Below are 17,576 nucleotides of genomic sequence, written 5' to 3'. Positions count from 1 at the left end.
GCAAGGGTGCCTGGATCGTGGCGGCGATTCGCACCGGGCGCGTCCACCGTCCGAGCCGGGCCCAGGCCCGCCTCGACGCTCCAGCGGGGGGAAAGGCCTCCGGCCAACCGAGATGGGCCGTGCCGGGGGCTGTCGTGGCGGCACGTTTCGCGTCGCCGTAGGGGAAGGTACGCACCCGCTTGGCGGCGCGCTCGTCGAACGCCCTCGGCCGCGGCGGCGACCAGCGTCTATCGAGGACGTGCTCGCCGGCGACCCGGCGGTGCTCGAGGCCGCCGTGATCGGCGCACACGACGAGCAGTGGGGAGAGGTGGTCGTCGCCTACGTCCAGCCGCGACCGGGGGCGACCGTCGATCCGTCGGCCCTGAAAGCCCTCTGTGCGCGCAGCCTCACCGGCTACACGCGCCCGACCGCGTTCTTCGTGGTGGAAGCCATCGCGAAGAACGCGGTCGGCAAGATCGACAAGGCCTCGCTGCGTGCCGCCCACGCTGCACTCGCCGCCCGATCCTGATCAACGTGGTTCCAGAGCAGCCCACAGCGTCCCGAACGTCACCCGCCAGGAGCGAGGAGGCCGCTGCCGCTCTCGTCGTACAGCGAAGAGGTGGACCTCCAGCCGGACTTCGTCCGCGAGGCCGGCGGCCGGCCGGCCGAGGGCAGGCTCCACTACCGCGAACCCGTCGGAAAGATGATCGTCAAGCTCTGAGTCCGCCTTTGACGGACCGCGAGAGGGGCCCGCCCACGCAGGGCGGGCCCCTCTCGCGTCATGTGTGGGCCGGTCGCGCGCCAGACGCCAGGCGCAACCTCTCCGCGCAGAGCGCTTGCGATCATCACCCATGCACATTTAGATTATGGTCGTAATTCAATGACTCACTGCACCAGGACCCTCCATGGACCTCTCCACCAGCACTGTCCTTGTCACCGGAGCCAACCGGGGATTCGGCCGAGCCCTCGCCGCCGAACTGCTCAGCCGCGGCGCCACCGTCTACGCCGGCGCCCGCAACCCCGACCAGGTCGACCTGCCCGGCGCCAAGCCGATCGCGCTCGACATCACCGACCCCGCCTCCGTCGCCGCGGCCGCCGAGGTCACCGGCGATGTCACGGTCCTGGTCAACAACGCGGGGTCGTCCACCGGCGCCGACCTGCTGACCGCCGACCTGGACGCCGTCCGCCTGGAAATGGACACCCACTACTTCGGCACCCTCGCGGTGACCCGCGCCTTCGCACCCCAGATAGCGGCCAACGGCGGTGGGGCGATCCTGAACGTCCTGTCCGGCCTGTCCTGGGTCAGCTTCCCGGACTTCGGCGCCTACTGCGCCGCCAAGTCCGCCCAGTGGTCGCTCACCAACGCCCTGCGCCTCCAACTCGCCGACCAGGGCATCCGCGTGGCCGGCCTGCACGTCGGCTACATGGACACCGACATGGTCCGAGGCGTCGACGCGCCCAAGTCCGATCCCACCGACATCGCCCGGATCGCCGTCGACGGCATCGCCGACGGCGCCTACGAGATCGTCGCGGACGACGCCTCGCGCCAGGCGCAGGCCGCACTGGCCGGAGGCGTCTCCGTGCTGTACCCGCAGCTCCCCTGAGACCAGCCGCCCGGCGATCCACCCCGAGTCCGGCGGATGCCGGTGCTCGCTGTCGCTTCCCCCGTGCCGTCGGCCGCCGGCCTTCACGTCATTGATCCATCACCCCGTACGTCTGCCCAGGGAACGCCATGAAACAGCACAGCAAGCAATCGGTTCGGGGCGGCAGCGCCGTCTGGGCCGTGGTCATCACCAGCGCGGCCGGATTCATCACCGCGCTCGACAACCTGATCGTCACCACCGCCCTCCCCTCCATCCGCGAAGACCTCGGCGGCGGCCTTGAGGACCTCGAATGGACGGTCAGCGCCTACACCCTCACCTTCGCGGTCCTGCTGATGTTCGGCGCTTCGCTGGGTGACCGCTTCGGCCGGCGGAGGCTGTTCGCCATCGGGCTCGGGATCTTCACCACGGCCTCGGCAGCCGCCGCCCTCGCACCGGGGATGGGTGAACTGATCGCCGCGCGTGCGGCGCAGGGCGTCGGGTCCGCGATCGTCACGCCGCTGACGCTCACCCTGCTGTCGGCCGCCGTCCCTGCCGAACGGCGCGGCGCGGCCCTGGGTGTCTGGGGCGCGGCCAGCGGCATCGCCGTCGCCACCGGACCGCTCATCGGCGGCGCACTCACCGAAAACCTCTCCTGGCAGTGGATCTTCTGGGTGAACGTACCCCTCGGTCTGGCGCTGATCCCCTTCGCCCTGCTGCGGCTGAACGAGAGCCACGGCCCGAACCCGACCCTCGACCTCGTGGGCACCGTTCTGGCCAGCGGCGGACTGTTCGGCATCGTCTATGCCCTGGTCCGCGGCAACGCCGACGGCTGGAGCAGCACCACGGTGCTCGGCGGCTTCTTCGCCGGTGCCGCCCTGCTCGTCGGGTTCATCCTGTACGAACTGCGCGCCAAGCACCCGATGCTGCCGATGCGCCTGTTCCGTCACCGCTCCTTCAGCGCCATCAACGCCGCCAGCCTGCTGATGCTGCTCGGCATGTTCGGGTCGATCTTCCTGCTCAGCCAGTACCTGCAGACCGTCGGCGGCTACTCGCCGATGCAGGCCGGCGTGCGCATGCTGCCCTGGACCGCCATGCCCATGATCGCCGGGCCGCTGGCCGGGGCACTGTCCGACCGCATCGGCGGCGCACCCGTCGTCACGGCGGGCATGGCCCTGAACGCCGTCGGCCTCGGGCTCTGGGCCATCACCGTCGAGCCCCACGTCGCCTACCCCCACATGCTGCCCGCGCTCATCGTCTGCGGCATCGGCCTGGGCATGTTCTTCGCTCCCAGCGCGAACCTCGTCATGAGCACGGTCCGTCCGGAGGAGCAGGGCATCGCCTCCGGCGCCAACAACGCCATCCGTGAGGTCGGCGGCGCCGTCGGTGTGGCGTCACTGGCCGCGGTCTTCTCCGCCCAGGGTGGCTACGGATCCGCGTCACTGTTCGTGGACGGACTGATCCCCGCGCTGTGGGTCGGGGGCGGTGCGGTGGCCCTGGCAGCGGCTGTGGCGTTGCTGATGCCCCGCCGGCGCAAGGCCGACGACCCTGCTGCCGGCCTTGCCCTGGGAGATACTCCGCCTGGTGTCACGGTCGCTACCTGACCCCAAAACCCAGGGGCGGCCCAGCCGGTTACGGCGGGGCCGCCCCTCAGCCCGTCGTCGCACCGGCCAGGAATGGCCGCAGATGCGCCAACAGCGCCTCCGGCTGCTCCTCCGGGATGGAGTGGCCGCACTCCGGGATCTCGGCACCGGTGACGACGTCCGCGTAGTCACGCCAGATCTCCGGAGCTTTCCGGAGTCGATCTCGGGTGTCGAAGATCTGGGACGGCGGACGGGTCTGCCCGGACTTCGCCCATACTCCCCGAAGCCGGTGGAGAACCACTGCGGTGGAGGCCCTCCGGGAACCGGACGACCTGACGGGCCGGCTCCGGGAGACCCTTCCGCTCACACCGGGGACCACCGCCCGCCACGGCAGCCGTTCTCATGACCTCCCGGCGGCTGCGTGAGAGCGTCGACCGGGCCGTACTGGCGGTCGCCGACAGCCGAGTACCCCCGGCGCGTGACGCTGCTCAACCGGTCGGCAGCGGCGGCCCCCAGACCCGCGCTGCAACTCGTCATCACCGGCGATCGCCTGGAACCCGCCGGCCCCACGCCCCTCGCCGCCGACCCCGCACTCGCCCTGGCGCTCATCTCCCAGGACGCCGTCGACCTGCTTCTGTCCGCCGAGATCGGGCGCGTACGCGTCTGTGGAGCCGATCGCTGCGCCCTGCGTTTCCCGGACCGCTCCCCGGCCCGCAATCGCCGATGGTGCTCCATGTCCCGCTGCGGAAACCGCACCAAGGTCCGCCTCCTTCAGGCGCGTTCACGACAGAGCGGCCCTACGACTCGACACTGACCGAGAAGTTCTCAGTTCACTCGGGCGACCTCACGCGAAAGGCCGGCCCGGGGACGCTCTCGATGTCCTTCGCCTGCACCGGATGGCCTTGTTCGCAGCGGATCTGGACGTCGACGCGGGCACCGCACTCGCGATGCCGTGTCAGGACCGCCGGCCCCTCCGGGTCGGCACGGTAGCGGTCGCCCCACTGCAGCAGCCCCATCACGGCCGGCACCAGATCCATCCCCTTGGACGTGATCACGTACTTCGGCCGACTCCGCGAGCCCGGCTCCTTGTAGGTCTCGGTCGCCAGGATCCCTTCCTCCACCAGCATCCGAAGCCGTGCCGCGAGCAGGTTACGAGGACAGCCGAGGACCCGTTCGAACTCACTGAAGCGGGACGAGCCGTACCAGACCTCACGCAAGATCAGGATCGTCCACTTCTCCCCCACGACCTCAAGGGTCCGCGCGATCGAGCAGTTCGACGTGTCCCGGTCGAGCCGGGGATCCATGCCGGTGCCTTGGAGACCATCGGTCCACGCATCCATGCGAGCGATTCTAACCGTTTGAGTTTACTTTCAGAGACTCAGCCGGGCCCGGGGGGCATCACGGCGGGTCCACAAGCCACACACATTGCCTCACGGACGTAATATTATGAACGTCAGACCATCGACTGAGGCTCGGCCTGCATGGCGACGGCCTCACCTTGCGAAGGGGAGTAGGCCTGTGGCGCGCTACGCCAAGGAGCACAAGCAGGTGACGCGGCAGCGAATCATCGAGAAGGCCGGCCAACGATTCAAACAGGACGGCATCGACGGTTCGGGTATCTCCACACTGATGGCGGACGCCGGGCTCACCAATGGAGCGTTCTACGCCCACTTCGCCTCCAAGGAGGACCTCGTCGCCCACGTCGTCGCCCATGAACTGCACACACTGGCGGATCAGTGCGACACGCTGCGGCCCGGCCGAGAGGGACTTGAGGACTTCGTTCGCGGCTATCTGTCGCCCGAGCACCGTGACCGGCCCGGCACCGGATGCCCCTCCGCCGCTCTGCTCGACGAGATCGGCCGCTGCGCGGACGGCACCAAGCAGGCGTACACCGAGGGCGCGACGGCCATCGTGGAAGAGATCGCCGTCCGTCTGGCGCCCGCGGATCCACAGTCCGCTCGCGGCCGAGCCATCGGGCTCTTCACCATGATGGTGGGGACGCTGCAGCTGTCCCGCGCCCTCGCCGACCGCAAGTTCGCCGACGAGGTCCTCGAGCGGGGAGTCGAGAACGCCCGCACGTTCATCGACTGAGGGGCGCGACCGCGCCGCAACGATGGCAGCGGTTCGCCGTCGGCCTCGGGCGAGCGGTGCGCGAAGGCTGAGCGCGCTGCCTCGGGGAAGGTGTCGAGTGAGGAACTCCTCGAGGTCCACCTGGGCCGCATCGAGTCCCACAACGAGACGCTCAACGCGATCGTCACCCTCCACGTCGAGCAGGCGGAGCGCGGCCAGGGATGCCGACGCGCAGCGCGCGAGCGGGGCGGACCTCGGCCCGCTGCACGGCCTGCCGATCACGCTGAAGGACAGCTACGAGACCGCCCTGCGGACCGTCTGTGGTCGGACCGATCTCGAGGACCACGTGCCCGGCCAGGACGCCGAGGCGGTACGACGACTGCGTTCCGCAGGTGCGGTGATCATCGGCAAGACCAACATGCCCGCGGGGAACCAGGACGTCCAGGCGGGCAACCCGATGTTCGGACCGACGCTGAACCCGTGGAACACCGCACGCACGTCCGGAGGCTCCGCAGGTGGTGGCGCCGTGGCCGCAGCCGCAGGGCTGACGGCTCTCGACTTCGGCTCGCCGGCCAAGTCGGCTTCGCGCGCGGCACATCACTGCGAGAACACCTGCATGCCGCCATCGGCATCTCACCGCTCGCCTACCGGCGCACCTTCCGCGGCGCCCTGTCCCCGGCACACTGAGCACGACCGCGCAGCTCCGGCTCCGCCAAGGCCGCGATGAGGCCGCGATGAGGCCCCATCAGGATGTCCGCACCCGGGACCAGCGGCTGCCTCACGTCACGCGAGCGCCTCGTCCGCCAGGATGCGTTCCAAGGATCGTTGACCCGTCCGCCTCATGACCGGGTTGCTCTTGACGTAGTACCAGACCAACCCCATCGCCTGAACGAAAGCCCACGCCTTGCCTCGCTCCCATTCAAGGTCGTCGCTGCCCAGGTGATCACGGAGCACCTGCCGCGGCCCGGCCTCGAGCAAATGCCACGCACTCACAAGGTCCAGCGAAGGGTCGGCCGGCCCGAAGCCGCCGACGTCGAGAACTCCCGCAAGCCGGCCGGCGGACACGAGCACGTTGCCAGGAATCAGATCGCAATGGGCCATGGCGTCCTCAGCGGCACCTCGCGGCAGATCACGCAGAGTTGCCCAGATACGGCGCAGCCGAGGGACGTCCAGGAGTTGCTCACTGTGTCGGAAACAGGTCTCCATCCACGCGTCATGGGACCGCAGGTCCCCCCCTCGGCCCGTGCCGGCGAACGTGCGGCCACGCGTGTCGATGGCTCGCAGTTCGCCGATGAGATCGGCCAAGTCACCGGCAAACGCTGACGATTCGCCTGGGTCCTCGTGGGCGGCCACGACGCCGGGCAGCCACGTCTGCACCGACCACGGAAGCGGGTAACCTGCCCCAGGTTCACCGAGCGCGACCGGCTCGGGCGTCGGGAAACGCGTGCGACCTGCCAGCTCGCGAGCCGCTTCCGCTTCGGACTCCAGCCAGTGCCGCGTCGACTCGACGTCCGCGGACTCAAGAGGGAATCGGGCTGCGAACCGGTCGCCGATACGGAAGACGGCGTTGACCGTGCCCTGCGCCGCGATGCTCCTGACCGGCAGGTTCCGCCACTCGGGAAACTGCTGCTCTACCAATATGCGCACCGTCTCAGGTGACACGGTCAGCTGGTTGGCGTGCATCTTCATGGGCGAAGCATTCGCGTCACGATCTTCAGCCGCAACCCATTTCTGTCGTGCGACGGTGCCTGCTGGAAGGCACCTGTCCGAGGCCGTACGTCCGATGGTCCGCCGGATGCGGTTGGCACCGGGCAGCTCTCCCGACCGCTGGTGGCGTGGGCCAGCAGGCGGTCCGAGTCGTCGACCAAATGGGCCTGCGCCAGGGCGGTTCGGCGTCCTCTGTTGATGACGACCGTACCGATGGCTCGGACCTTGCCGGTGTCCACGGTGATCCGCCGGAGAACCTTCACGGTCGGATCAAGCGAGCTGTAAAAGTCGCGTAGACCCCTCCGTGCACACTGCCGAGGGAGTGCAGTGCTCCTCACCCGGCATCAGCGAGAAGCCACGCGTCCCTCCTCCACACGCCCGTCCCACGCCTCCGCCTCTGCGTCTGGGTGCGAGAAATGGACCTGGCCATGGCGCACCTGACCGTCAACGATGAAGCCATGCGGGCGGTCCGCGCGCGAGTGCGTCAGGCGCGCTGCCAGGAGTCCAGCAGGGCGAGGGCGTTGTCGACGCCCTGTTCGAGGAGCTCGTCGGCGAGCCGGCTGTCGGTCAAGGCGCGGGAAAGCTGCAGCGTCCCGGCCATCAGGCCGAGGAGGCTGAGTGCCTTCACACGTGCGGAGGACGGGGACTCGGGCGCCATACGGGCGGCAATGCCCTCGACCAGGATCAGCACACCGTCGGTGTACGCCTGCCTGGTCGTCTCGGTGCAGCGCCCGATCTCGTCGAGCAGAGCGGCGTTGGGGCAGCCGTCGCCAAGCATTTCCCGGTGCTGGGGCGAAAGGTAACCCCGCACTATCTGCTCGAGCCCGGCACGGCCAGGCTCGGCCAGCGCGACGACGCTCTCGGCCTGCACCTTCAACTGGTCGGCGATGGCCGTGGTGACGAGGTCATCCTTGGATGCGAAGTGAGCGTAGAAGGCGCCATTGGTCAGCCCCGCGTCCTTCATGAGCGTCGAGACCCCGGAGCCGTCGATACCGTCTTGCTTGAACCGGCGGCCCGCCGTCTCGATGATCCGCCGCCTCGTCTCCGACTTGTGCTCTTTGCCGTACCGCACCACGCCACACACTCCTTCGCCGGCCGGAAGGACCGTTTGCCCTTCACCGACTCACCCAGTCTATGGTATTGCAAACGTAATCCAAAGATTCGGCAGCGGCGACGGGCGAGCGTGGGGCTTTCCTCAGTGCGGGCACTCGGCGGCGGATCTTCGTATCAGTTGTGCTGTTCGGCGTCTATCAGGGCGAGGGCGGTGTGGACGCCTTGTTCGAGGAGTTGGTCGGCGAGTTGCCGGTCGGTCAGGGCGCGGGAGAGTTGCAGGGTGCCGGCCGGCATGCCGAGGAGGCTGAGGGACTTCAGGCGTGCCGAGGGCGGGTCGTGGGGTGCCAGGCGGGCGGCGAAGCCGTCGATGAGGGTCAGCGCGCCGTCGGTGCAGGCCGGCCGGGTGGTGTCCGTGGAGCGGGCGATCTCGTCGAGGAGGGCGGCGTTGGGACAGCCGTCCTCGATGTCGTCGCGCTGTTGGGTGAGAAGTACCAGCTGCCACCCTCCCCCGGCGGAACGAAGGCGTTGTCCGGAGTCACACCCGAGGGGCGGGTACCGGGAAGAGCATGCAGCTGCTGGTGGCGTGGGCGAGGAGACGGTCCTTCGCGTCGACCAACTGAGCCTGGGCGAGGGCGGTTTGACGGCCCTTGTTGACGACCGTGCCGATGGCGCGCACCGGGCCGGTGTCCACGGTGACCCGTCGCAGGAACTTCACCGTCAGATCGAGCGAGGTGTATGCCATCCCCTGCGGGAGAAGCGACTGGACGGCGCAGCCCGCCGCCGAGTCGAGCAGCGTGGCGAAGACACCGCCGTGCATGCTCCCGATGGGGTTGTAGTGCTCCTCCCCCGGCGTCAGCGAGAAGACCGCCCTACCGGGCTCCACCTCGTCCAAGGCGAAGTCGACGGTGCGACTGATCGGCGCCGGTGGAAGCCGGCCCGCCTGCACCTCGCGCAGGAAGTCGATCCCGGCCATACGCCCGGCGGCCTCCGCCGAGATCGCGGGATCCTCCCATTGATACGTACGCGTTCGCCCCACGGTCCAGCGTCCTTCCTCTGACTGCCAGCTGACTATCCCAAGCGAAGCTAGGCTTTTGTTCGCCTGACTGTCAATGGAGAAGCCAGGTCCCTTACGATGGCGGGATGGAGTGGCTTGAGGCGAGCACCGAGAACTGCCCCGTCCAGCGCACGCTCGATGTGATCGGGGAGAAATGGACGCTGCTGATCCTGCGTGACGCCGTCAACGGCGTCCGTCGCTTCGACGACTTCCACCGCCACATCGGCCTCTCGGAAGCCGTGCTCAGCGACCGCCTCCGCAAGTTGACCGCGGCCGGCATCCTGAAGACCGTCCCCTATCGGGAGCCCGGCAGCCGCCCCCGCAACGAATACCGCCTGACCCGCAAGGGCTGGGACCTGTGGCCCGTTCTGATGGCGCTGACCCAGTGGGGCGAGGCATACGCGCTCGGCCCCGAGGGGCCTGTCCTGGACGTCCGCCACACCGACTGCGACGCCCCGGTCCGGGTCGTCGTCGAATGCTCCGCGGACCACTCCGCCCTCACTCCCCGCGACGTCACCGCCCGACCGGGAAGGGGCGCCCGCCTCCGGTCCTGAGTCATCGACCTCGCGGTCACGGTCGTAGGCAGGACAGCGGTCGGCCATCAGCCGAGGGACAGCGCGACCTTGCCCCCGGCTGGATGCCGCGCGAGACGAGCGGGTTCGCGAGCCGGTTGGCCGCGGCGTCGAGGGCGCCGTACGTGATGCGGTCGTCGCCGAAGACGATCGCGGTGCGCTGCGGGTACCGGGACACGGAATCCGTCAGTACACGTGACAAGTTGCGGGTCGGGCTGCCCATCGTCGTTCTCCTGATTCTCGGCGTGGCCGAAGACGGGGCAGGTCACGTGGGGACGACGTCCGGAGGCCGTACGAAGCGGTCGACTTCCCGGTCGCGGCAGAGCGGCGAACGTGAGATCTGCGCGCCGCCGCAGGTCACGAGCGCGTCCGATCCCTGATCCGGTCCGGCAGCGCGCGGATCGTGCGACTGCCGCGCCCTTACCGCTCGGTCAGATCTTCGCCTTCTCCCGGACCCACGCTCCGATCCGGGCGAGGGCGGCGTCGACTTCCGGAACCCGGCCTGCGCCGTAGACGTACGAGTGCTGGCCTCCGGGGACCACCACGGTCGCCGTGTCGATTCCGGCGTCCTTGAGGCGGGCGGCGAACTCCTCGTCCTCGCCGGCCAGGACCTCGTACGTTCCCCATGAGACGAGGGTCGGGGGCAGCCCGTTCAGGTCCGCCCGGTTCAGGTTGATCCGGGTGTCCGTGACCTCGATGCCCGTGCCGCCGATCCAGGCGTCCCGGAAGAACTGCAGGAGTTCCCTGCTGAGGATCTTGTCCGTCTCGGCCTTGGTCACCATGGTCTCGTTGGCGATCTCCAGGTCACACCAGGGAGAGATCGACACGATGGCGCCGGGCAGTGGCAGCTTCTTGTCGCGCAGGCGCAGCGCCAGGGCGACGGCGATGAACCCGCCGATCGAGTGGCCGATCGTGATGATGTTCCCCGGCTCATACCCTTTGGACAGCAGCCAGTTGAAGGCCGCCTCGGCGTCGTCCACCTGTGCCGGGTACTTGTGTTCCGGCGCCCGCCGGAAGTCCAGGACCAGTACGGGGGCCCCGGCGGCCTTGGCGATATGACCCGCAAGCTTTCGGTCGACGAACGCCGACGACAGAACGGAGCCCCCGGCGTGACCGTGCAGGAGGACGTAGTCGGTGTTGGCGCCGACGGGTTCGCACCAGATTCCCAGAACGCCACCTGCGTCCACCTCGCGATAGGTGACGCCTTCCGGCTCCCGGGCCGTGAGATGGACACTCTCCGACACGATGCGCATCGCGTCCAACTCGGACTCGGGAATGGCCAGCCCGGCCATGAAGTTCGCGAACTCGAGGGCTTCCGGGCTCAGTTCAACAGCAGTCTGCTCAGACACGTGGCACCTCCGTGGGGCCATTGCGGCCATACCGGCCGGCCAGGACCGGTATGGCGGGTTGGTCAGGCGGTGTGGGTCGGGTAGTCGGTGTAGCCGGCCTCGCCGCCGCCGTAGAAGGTGGCGGGGTCGGGGGTGTTGAGCGGCGCGCCGGTGCGTACGCGCTCGACCAGGTCGGGGTTGGCGAGGGCCATCACACCGACCGTGACGATGTCGGCCAGGCCGTCTTCGATGTCCTTGGCCCGGGTGGCGATGTCGGTGCCGGCCCGGTTGAGGATCAAGGCGTGCGGCCACAGCTTGCGGAGGGTGTGCAGGAGTTCGTCGTCGCCGCCGTGGCCGATGTGCAGGTAGGCGAGGTCGAGCGGGGCGAGGGCACGCACGAGTGCCGGGTACAGCCCGTGGGTGTCGCTCTCGGCGATGTCGTTGAACGGGTTGCCGGGAGAGACCCGGAAGCCGGTGCGGCCGGCGCCGATCTCCTCGGCCACGGCGGTGGCGACCTCGACGGCGAAGCGGATGCGGTTGGCGAGGGAACCGCCGTACTGGTCGGTGCGCTGGTTGGTGTTGTCGGCGAGGAACTGGTGCACGAGATAGCCGTTGGCGCCGTGGATCTCGACGCCGTCGGCGCCTGCCGCGACGGCGGCCGCCGCGGCGCGCCGGAAGTCGTCGACCGTCGCGGCGACCTCCTCGGTGGACAGCTCGCGCGGTACCAGCATCTGGAGTCCGGACGCGGTGAACATGGTGCCCGCCGGCTGGACCGGGGAAGGGGCGACCGGCTGCCGGTGGTGGAGGGTGTTGTCGGGGTGGGACATCCGTCCGGCGTGCATGAGCTGGATGACGATGCGTCCCTCGACGCCGTGCACGGCGTCGGTGACCTTGCGCCACCCGGCGATGTGCTCCTGGGAGTGGATGCCCGGGGTCAGCGGGTAGCCCTGGCCGTCGGCGTTGGGCTGGGTGCCCTCGGTGATGATGAGGGCGTGCGAGGCGCGCTGGGCGTAGTACTCGGCGTTCAGCTCGGTGGGTATGCCTTCCGGGGTGGACCGGTCCCGCGTCATGGGGGCCATCGCCAGTCGGTGCGGCAGGGAGAACTCCCCGGCGACGATCGGGTTCCACAGGGCGTTCAGCATGGATGTTTCCTCAGATAAAGGTGAGAGTGAGCTGCGGGTGGTCGACGGTGCGGACGGGCCTGCCGCGCACCTGACCGCCGCCGGACGCATCGGTCGTACGGCAGGAGCGGCGGCCGTTCCGTTGTCACGGCGGGACTCCCGCGCCCGGGGCCGGAGTGGCGGTCAGCCCCGGTAGCGATCGGCCGGGACCTTCCGGGACAGGTTCGGGACGAGTGCCTGACGCGCCTTCTCGAACGACTCCCAGTCGCTGATCTCCGGCAGGGACGGGATCGTGACGGGCTCCCCGGCGTCGAGGCCGGCGAGCGCCGCGTCGACGGCGTCGTCCACGCTCATGACCCACTCGTCGGGGAACGCCTCGAGGTCGACGCCGGAGCCGTCCCAGAGCTCCGTGCGGACAGCGCCCGGCAGCACGGCCTGCACGGTGACGGGGCTCTCGGCGAGTTCCTGCTGCAGGGCCTGGGTGAACGTCAGCACGTAGTTCTTGGTGCCGCTGTAGACGGCGCTGACGGGCAGGACGTTGAGAGCCATGGCAGAGGAGATGTTCACGACGGTGCCGTTCCCGCGGGCCGTCAGCCCCGGCAGGACCGCGATGGTCAGCCTGGTCAGCGCTGTCACATTGAGGTTGATCAGCGCCTCGTAGGCCGCCGCGTCGGAGCCTGCCAGCGGCGTGAGCAGCGCACCCCCGGCATTGTTGATCAGTACCTCGATGCTCTCGTCGGTCCGCAGACGCTCCTCGACCGCGGAGATCTGCGCCGCGTCGGTGAGGTCGGCGGTGACGACGTCCACCGCGCGGCCCGTGCGGCTGCGGATGTCCGACGCCAGCGTCTCCAGCCGCGCAGTGTTCCGGGCCACCAGGATCAGGTCGTAGCCCCGGTCGGCAAGCCGCCGCGCGTAGGCGGTGCCCAGGCCGGCGGATGCGCCGGTGACGACAGCGGTCTTGTTCTGCGTGGTCATGGGTGGGGTCTCATTTCTGGGCCGGGGGATGAGGGGGGAAGGGAGCGTCGGCCCCGATCCCGCTTTAGATTACGATAGGTATCTAAACAGATCCCGTCAACGCCCGATGTCGTCGGTCACCGCCGATGTGTCGCCGTGGAGCGGTCTCGTGCACCGATCAAGGCGAGTACGGAGCACGGCCGGCCGGTGACACTCCTGCGGAGATCCGCACGCTGTCCGCATTCCGGCCACGACAGGAGCCGTCTCGAGAGGCGCCGCTCGGCACTGCGGCCGATCGCCCGGCACTTCGCATACGATAGATGCACTTTGGTATCTAACGTGGCAGGTGAGTGATGAGTCGCGTTTCGCAAGCACAAGCCCTCGAGAACCGCAGGCGCGCGGTCGCCGCGGCCTCCCAGCTCTTCCGGGAGCGCGGCGTGAACGGCATCAGCGTCGCCGATCTGATGAAGTCCATCGGGCTGACCACGGGCGGCTTCTACAAACAGTTCCCCTCCAAGGAGGCCCTGATCGCCGAGGCGGCCCAAGCCGCGTTCGGGGACCTCGACCTGCTCCTGGAGTCGTTCGACGCAGCCCAGGGCGACCACGACACCGCGCGCGGCGCGCTCATCGACTTCTATCTGTCCGCCGAGCACCGCGACCAGCCCGGCACCGGTTGCCCCACCGCCGGATTCGCAGGGGACGCGGCTCGCGAGCCCACAGCCGGGGAGGTGCGCGAAACGTACGCGACCGGCGTCGAGAAATTCGCCGCGTGGATGTCCACCGACGCCGACGACGGCCTTCCCGTCGTGGCCACCCTGGTCGGCGCGATCCTGCTCGCCCGGGCCACGGCGGGCACGGACCTGTCGGAGAAGATCCTGGAGTCCACCCACGAAGCCCTGACCGCACCACACGACGCGTGACCCGGAACCCTGGACGCGGGCCACGCGTCCGGGGCCAACACCACGCCATTAAGCGGTCGTTGGGCCACAACGATCACCCCGCCACAGCCGCCCGCCATGGTCGGCGCACCGACCCGACCGCACGCGAACGGGCACGCAGGGCGACTTGCGCGAAGAATCACATCGAACACCGAAAACCCCCACAGAAAGGCGGCCGGGCATGAGGGCGTTCGTCGTCGAGAAATACGGCAGGGACGGCACACGCGCCGCAGACGTACCCGAGCCCACGGTCGGAGACCGCGACGTCCTGGTCAGAGTGAGCGCCGCCAGTATCAATCCGCTGGACAAAATGGTCCGCAACGGGGAGTTCAAGCAGCTCCTGAAGTACAAGCCCCCGTTCGTGCTCGGCCACGACGTGGCCGGTGTCGTGACGCGGGTCGGCTCCGCCGTACACGGTCTCGAAGTCGGCGACGAGGTCTACGCCCGTCCGCGCGACCTGCGGATCGGCGGCTTCGCGGAGTTCATCGCGATCGACATGGACGATGTCGCCCCCAAGCCGGCCTCCCTCACCCTCCAGGAGGCGGCCGCCGTGCCACTGGTGGCGTTGGCCGCCTGGCAGATCCTCGTCGACCGGGCTCACGTGCAGCCGGGGCAGAAGGTGCTCATCCACGCAGGTGCCGGTGGCCTCGGCTCGACGGCCATCCAGCTCGCCAAGCACCTCGGCGCCACGGTCGCCACGACCACGAGCACCGCCACGGAGAAGCTGGTCAGCAGTCTCGGCGCCGACATCGTCGTCGACTACACCAAGGAAGACTTCTCGAGGATGCTGTCCGGCTACGACCTGGTGCTGGACTCCGTGGGCGGAGCCAACCTCGAGAAGTCGCTGACCGTGCTGAGGCCCGGCGGTCTGGCCATCAGTGTCGTCGGCCCGCCGGACCCCGGCCTCGCCAGGCAGCTGGGCGCCCCCTCCTTCCTCGGCCTGGTGATGAGCATGCTCAGCCGCAAGGTCCGCAAGCAGGCGAAGGCACTGGGCGTGCGCTACCAGTTCTTCTTCATGCGGACCGACGGCTCCCAACTGCGCAAGCTCGGCGCCCTCTACGACAGCGGGAACCTCCACCCGGTGATCGACAGCACCTTCCCGTTCGACCGGACGCTCGAGGCGATGGCGTACGTCGAGCAGGGCCGCACCGAGGCGGGCAAGGTCGTGGTCTCGATGGTGCCCGACAACGACTGAGACCGTGCCGGCCCCGGACCCTGCGACCAGCACGCCATACCCTCCTCACGGCGGGCATGATCAGGACGGCGATGTCCGTCCGCCGAGCGCCACACGCTGCCAGTCGGGGGTACGGTCCTTGTCGACCAGGGCCGCACGGACGCCCTCCAGGAAGTCCGGCGTGCGGATGGTCGTACGCGCGAGGGCGAGTTCAGCGGCGAGGCACTCGCGCAACGTGCGTTGCCTGCCCCGGGACAGCAGGGCGTGAGTGATCTCCAGGCTCTGCGGCGAGGCGGACTCCAAGGCGGCCAGTGCGCCTGCCGCCCAGGGGGTGTCGAGGTGACGCAGGCGTTTCTCGATCTCGCCGAGGGTCGCCGCGCCGAACGCCCAGTCCACCTCCCCACGTACCGCCGCCAGCCCGCTCTCCGCCACCGGGGAACGGCTGTCGAGACGGTTCAGGACCATGTCCACCGGGTCGCCGGGATTGTCGGCCAGCGCGTCGCCGACCGCGTCGAGCCCGTCCGCGGGGACGAAGTGCGTGGCCAGCCCCGTGTACAGGGTGTCGGCCGCGTCGAGCCGGTGCCCCGTCAGTCCCAGGTACATACCGATCGCGCCGGGCAGCCTCGGAAGGAAGTAGCTGGCCCCGACGTCCGGGAAGAACCCGATCCCGGTCTCGGGCATCGCCAGTACCGCGCGCTCGGTGACGACGCGGAAGCCGCCGTGGACGGACAGACCGAGGCCGCCGCCCATGCACACTCCGTCGATGAGCGACACGACCGGCACGGGATACTCGGCGATCCGGGCGTTGAGCCGGTACTCGGAGGCGAAGAACCGCTCACTGGCCTCGGCGTCCCCGGCGAGGCTGTGCTCGCGGATCGTGCGGATGTCTCCCCCGGCACAGAACGCCTTCGTGCTGGTGCTCGCGAGCACCACGGCGGACAGCGGGGTGTCCTCCCACTCGGCGAGCTCGCGGTCGATGGCGGCGACCATGTCCGTGGTCAGGGCGTTGAGCGCCTTGGGCCGGTTCAGCAGGATGCGGCCGACGCCCCGGTGGACGTCGGCGACTATCTCTGCGGCAGCGGTGTCAGTCATGGGTCAGTACCTCGTGGTCCGCGCGGACCTGGCTGTCGTGGCCATCATGTTCCTCTTCCTCATGCGCCGGGTGTCAGGCGTAGATCTGCGCGTAGAGATCCTGGATCTCGTCCACGGTGGGTACGACGGGGTTGTTGGCGGGCGAACCGGACGCGAGCGCCTGCTCGGCCATGAGGGGCGAGAGACGGAACCACTCGTCCTTGTCGATGCCGTGGGCTTGCGGGGTGGGCACGTCAAGATCCTGACACAGTGATCGCAGTGCCTCTACGAGCCGGTCGGCGGCCAGGGCGTCACCGTGGCCGTCGGCGGCGGCTCCGAGGGCGCGGGCGCAGTCGGCGTACCGGCTCTCGGCGGCCGGCGCGGAGAACGCGGTCACCGCGGGGAAGAGCATCGCGTTCGACAGACCGTGGGCGACGTGGCAGTGAGCGCCGATCGGGCGGCTCATGCCGTGCACCAGCGCCACGCCGGAGTGGGAGAAGGCGATGCCGGCCTGGGTCGCGGCGAGCATCATCGCCTCGCGAGCCTCGAGGTCTCCCCCGTCGGAGTGGACGCGGCGGAGGTGGCGGCCGATGGTCCGGATCGCGTTCAGCGCGAGGCTGTCGGAGAACGGATTGGCCCTGCGGCTCACATACGCCTCGACGGCATGGATGAGCGCGTCGATACCGGTGTCGGCGGTCATGTCGCGAAGGGGGCCGGAGCCCGCTCCCTCGTCGTGGACTTCCGCCTGGCTCCGGAGCACCCCTACCCCGCCCAGCTCGACGATGCCGAGACGGCCCACCGGTGGCTCCTCTCGCAGGGCTACGAGCCGCGGAACATCGGCAGCACCGGTCACTCGATCGGCGGCACCCTCGCGGTGATGCTGCCGCTGCGTCTGCTCGCGAAGGGCGAGGCCCCCGGGCGCGATCGTCAGCGTCTCGCCGTGGACCGACCTGACCCTCCAGAACGCGTCGGTGGACGCGAACGAAGACCACGGCAAGATGCCCAGCCGGGGCACGCTGGAATTCTTCCGCTGAGCCTGGCTGCGGGACCCCGCCGTGGACTTCACCTCACCCGAGATCAGCATCGCGAACGCCGACCTCACCGGCCTGCCCCCCACGACCGTCCACTACGGCGAGTACGTGACCCTCGCCGACGACGGCGGGCGAGCGCGGCCGCCGGCTCGCGGACTTCAAGGTCACCTCCGAGGTCCACCCGATGCCCGAGGGACAGCACTCGTTCGTCCTGGGCGCGGGGCGGGTACCCGAGGTGGACCAGGCCATCCGGCAGATGGACCAGTGGCTGCGTGAGCACCTCGGCGCGTGAGCAGCAGCCGCACCGACCGGCCTCCGGCATGCTGCTCGACCGTAGCGGCCGGCGTGCGGTACTTGTGTC

General features: G+C 69.4%; 19 protein-coding genes and 3 pseudogenes. 11 read left to right on the top strand and 11 right to left on the bottom strand.

Going from position 1 to position 17,576, the window contains the following annotated elements:
* Positions 1–238 precede the first annotated feature (238 nt).
* From OG841_RS42390 to OG841_RS42380, 3 genes are all read left to right on the top strand, one after another.
* The gene (locus OG841_RS42390; protein WP_371569693.1) at positions 239–508 is read left to right on the top strand and encodes an AMP-binding enzyme; all 270 of its coding nucleotides are present in this window, start codon (positions 239–241) and stop codon (positions 506–508) included.
* Between the two features lie 376 nt (positions 509–884).
* Entirely contained in the window at positions 885–1,583 is a 699-nt protein-coding gene (locus tag OG841_RS42385) for an SDR family oxidoreductase (protein ID WP_328636508.1), read from the top strand.
* 128 nt (positions 1,584–1,711) lie between these two features.
* The gene (locus OG841_RS42380) at positions 1,712–3,163 is read left to right on the top strand and encodes a DHA2 family efflux MFS transporter permease subunit (RefSeq protein ID WP_328636509.1); all 1,452 of its coding nucleotides are present in this window, start codon (positions 1,712–1,714) and stop codon (positions 3,161–3,163) included.
* 46 nt (positions 3,164–3,209) lie between these two features.
* On the opposite strand, the gene OG841_RS42375 is transcribed toward OG841_RS42380, so the two are convergent.
* Complete coding sequence (locus OG841_RS42375; RefSeq protein WP_328636510.1) at positions 3,210–3,443, bottom strand: alpha/beta fold hydrolase; 234 nt, start codon at positions 3,441–3,443, stop codon at positions 3,210–3,212.
* A 177-nt stretch (positions 3,444–3,620) separates the two neighbouring features.
* Here OG841_RS42375 and OG841_RS42370 point away from each other — a divergent pair, with 177 nt between their 5' ends.
* Positions 3,621–3,956 carry a CGNR zinc finger domain-containing protein gene (locus OG841_RS42370; RefSeq protein ID WP_371569689.1) on the top strand — a complete coding sequence of 112 codons (336 nt, stop codon included), beginning with the start codon at positions 3,621–3,623 and terminating at the stop codon, positions 3,954–3,956.
* A gap of 16 nt (positions 3,957–3,972) precedes the next feature.
* On the opposite strand, the gene OG841_RS42365 is transcribed toward OG841_RS42370, so the two are convergent.
* Complete coding sequence (locus tag OG841_RS42365; protein WP_328643456.1) at positions 3,973–4,446, bottom strand: winged helix-turn-helix transcriptional regulator; 474 nt, start codon at positions 4,444–4,446, stop codon at positions 3,973–3,975.
* Positions 4,447–4,660: 214 nt separating this feature from the next.
* Between OG841_RS42365 and OG841_RS42360 the strand changes: the two genes are divergently transcribed.
* From OG841_RS42360 to OG841_RS42350, 3 genes and pseudogenes are all read left to right on the top strand, one after another.
* Positions 4,661–5,233, top strand: a complete 573-nt coding sequence (locus tag OG841_RS42360; protein WP_371569687.1) for a TetR/AcrR family transcriptional regulator — start codon at positions 4,661–4,663, stop codon at positions 5,231–5,233.
* Positions 5,234–5,255: 22 nt separating this feature from the next.
* Positions 5,256–5,720: pseudogene (locus tag OG841_RS42355) on the top strand (amidase family protein); the annotation flags it as partial.
* A 56-nt stretch (positions 5,721–5,776) separates the two neighbouring features.
* A pseudogene (locus OG841_RS42350) lies at positions 5,777–5,899 on the top strand (helix-turn-helix domain-containing protein); the annotation flags it as partial.
* 96 nt (positions 5,900–5,995) lie between these two features.
* On the opposite strand, the gene OG841_RS42345 reads toward OG841_RS42350, so the two are convergent.
* The 3 genes from OG841_RS42345 to OG841_RS42335 form a co-directional block, all read right to left on the bottom strand.
* Positions 5,996–6,901, bottom strand: coding sequence for an aminoglycoside phosphotransferase family protein (locus OG841_RS42345; protein WP_371569686.1), 906 nt, complete (start codon positions 6,899–6,901; stop codon positions 5,996–5,998).
* A 502-nt stretch (positions 6,902–7,403) separates the two neighbouring features.
* The gene (locus tag OG841_RS42340) at positions 7,404–7,994 is read right to left on the bottom strand and encodes a TetR/AcrR family transcriptional regulator (RefSeq protein ID WP_328636514.1); all 591 of its coding nucleotides are present in this window, start codon (positions 7,992–7,994) and stop codon (positions 7,404–7,406) included.
* 513 nt (positions 7,995–8,507) lie between these two features.
* The gene (locus OG841_RS42335) at positions 8,508–9,008 is read right to left on the bottom strand and encodes a PaaI family thioesterase (RefSeq protein WP_328636515.1); all 501 of its coding nucleotides are present in this window, start codon (positions 9,006–9,008) and stop codon (positions 8,508–8,510) included.
* Between the two features lie 104 nt (positions 9,009–9,112).
* Between OG841_RS42335 and OG841_RS42330 the strand changes: the two genes are divergently transcribed.
* Positions 9,113–9,580, top strand: a complete 468-nt coding sequence (locus OG841_RS42330) for a winged helix-turn-helix transcriptional regulator (RefSeq protein WP_328636516.1) — start codon at positions 9,113–9,115, stop codon at positions 9,578–9,580.
* Between the two features lie 16 nt (positions 9,581–9,596).
* Here the strand turns inward: OG841_RS42330 and OG841_RS42325 are convergent, their stop codons facing one another.
* The 4 genes from OG841_RS42325 to OG841_RS42310 form a co-directional block, all read right to left on the bottom strand.
* Positions 9,597–9,821: an AMP-binding protein gene (locus OG841_RS42325; protein ID WP_371569683.1), complete on the bottom strand. Its 225-nt coding sequence runs from the start codon at positions 9,819–9,821 to the stop codon at positions 9,597–9,599.
* 208 nt (positions 9,822–10,029) lie between these two features.
* Positions 10,030–10,947 carry an alpha/beta hydrolase gene (locus OG841_RS42320; RefSeq protein ID WP_371569681.1) on the bottom strand — a complete coding sequence of 306 codons (918 nt, stop codon included), beginning with the start codon at positions 10,945–10,947 and terminating at the stop codon, positions 10,030–10,032.
* A gap of 62 nt (positions 10,948–11,009) precedes the next feature.
* Complete coding sequence (locus tag OG841_RS42315; RefSeq protein ID WP_328636519.1) at positions 11,010–12,068, bottom strand: alkene reductase; 1,059 nt, start codon at positions 12,066–12,068, stop codon at positions 11,010–11,012.
* A gap of 162 nt (positions 12,069–12,230) precedes the next feature.
* The gene (locus OG841_RS42310; protein WP_328636520.1) at positions 12,231–13,022 is read right to left on the bottom strand and encodes an SDR family NAD(P)-dependent oxidoreductase; all 792 of its coding nucleotides are present in this window, start codon (positions 13,020–13,022) and stop codon (positions 12,231–12,233) included.
* A 332-nt stretch (positions 13,023–13,354) separates the two neighbouring features.
* On the opposite strand from OG841_RS42310, the gene OG841_RS42305 reads away from it, so the two are divergent.
* Positions 13,355–13,921: a TetR/AcrR family transcriptional regulator gene (locus OG841_RS42305; protein WP_328636521.1), complete on the top strand. Its 567-nt coding sequence runs from the start codon at positions 13,355–13,357 to the stop codon at positions 13,919–13,921.
* A 199-nt stretch (positions 13,922–14,120) separates the two neighbouring features.
* A complete protein-coding gene (locus tag OG841_RS42300) occupies positions 14,121–15,134 on the top strand; it encodes an NADP-dependent oxidoreductase (protein ID WP_328636522.1) in 1,014 nt (337 codons plus the stop codon).
* A 60-nt stretch (positions 15,135–15,194) separates the two neighbouring features.
* Here OG841_RS42300 and OG841_RS42295 read toward each other — a convergent pair whose 3' ends face one another.
* Positions 15,195–16,205: an enoyl-CoA hydratase/isomerase family protein gene (locus tag OG841_RS42295; protein WP_328636523.1), complete on the bottom strand. Its 1,011-nt coding sequence runs from the start codon at positions 16,203–16,205 to the stop codon at positions 15,195–15,197.
* Between the two features lie 73 nt (positions 16,206–16,278).
* Positions 16,279–16,884 (bottom strand): iron-containing alcohol dehydrogenase, encoded by a 606-nt coding sequence (locus OG841_RS42290; protein WP_328636524.1) that lies wholly within the window; start codon positions 16,882–16,884, stop codon positions 16,279–16,281.
* Between OG841_RS42290 and OG841_RS42285 the strand changes: the two are divergent.
* Positions 16,849–17,034 (top strand): annotated as a pseudogene (locus OG841_RS42285) (alpha/beta hydrolase fold domain-containing protein); the annotation flags it as partial. The gene OG841_RS42290 and the pseudogene OG841_RS42285 overlap by 36 nt on opposite strands.
* Positions 17,035–17,576: the final 542 nt, after the last annotated feature.

The organism is Streptomyces canus (assembly GCF_041435015.1).
Lineage (GTDB): Bacteria > Actinomycetota > Actinomycetes > Streptomycetales > Streptomycetaceae > Streptomyces > Streptomyces canus_G.
This window is presented reverse-complemented; position numbering and strand designations above follow the sequence as displayed.

What these genes read in the sequence shown, in the direction of transcription:
- OG841_RS42385 (WP_328636508.1), top strand. Translation starts at nt 885, where the DNA reads ATGGACCTCTCCACCAGCACTGTCCTTGTCACCGGAGCCAACCGGGGA.
- OG841_RS42380 (WP_328636509.1), top strand. Translation starts at nt 1,712, where the DNA reads ATGAAACAGCACAGCAAGCAATCGGTTCGGGGCGGCAGCGCCGTCTGG.
- OG841_RS42365 (WP_328643456.1), bottom strand. Translation starts at nt 4,446, where the DNA reads ATGGATCCCCGGCTCGACCGGGACACGTCGAACTGCTCGATCGCGCGG.
- OG841_RS42345 (WP_371569686.1), bottom strand. Translation starts at nt 6,901, where the DNA reads ATGAAGATGCACGCCAACCAGCTGACCGTGTCACCTGAGACGGTGCGC.
- OG841_RS42330 (WP_328636516.1), top strand. Translation starts at nt 9,113, where the DNA reads ATGGAGTGGCTTGAGGCGAGCACCGAGAACTGCCCCGTCCAGCGCACG.
- OG841_RS42325 (WP_371569683.1), bottom strand. Translation starts at nt 9,821, where the DNA reads ATGGGCAGCCCGACCCGCAACTTGTCACGTGTACTGACGGATTCCGTG.
- OG841_RS42315 (WP_328636519.1), bottom strand. Translation starts at nt 12,068, where the DNA reads ATGCTGAACGCCCTGTGGAACCCGATCGTCGCCGGGGAGTTCTCCCTG.
- OG841_RS42310 (WP_328636520.1), bottom strand. Translation starts at nt 13,022, where the DNA reads ATGACCACGCAGAACAAGACCGCTGTCGTCACCGGCGCATCCGCCGGC.
- OG841_RS42305 (WP_328636521.1), top strand. Translation starts at nt 13,355, where the DNA reads ATGAGTCGCGTTTCGCAAGCACAAGCCCTCGAGAACCGCAGGCGCGCG.
- OG841_RS42300 (WP_328636522.1), top strand. Translation starts at nt 14,121, where the DNA reads ATGAGGGCGTTCGTCGTCGAGAAATACGGCAGGGACGGCACACGCGCC.
- OG841_RS42295 (WP_328636523.1), bottom strand. Translation starts at nt 16,205, where the DNA reads ATGACTGACACCGCTGCCGCAGAGATAGTCGCCGACGTCCACCGGGGC.
- OG841_RS42290 (WP_328636524.1), bottom strand. Translation starts at nt 16,884, where the DNA reads ATGACCGCCGACACCGGTATCGACGCGCTCATCCATGCCGTCGAGGCG.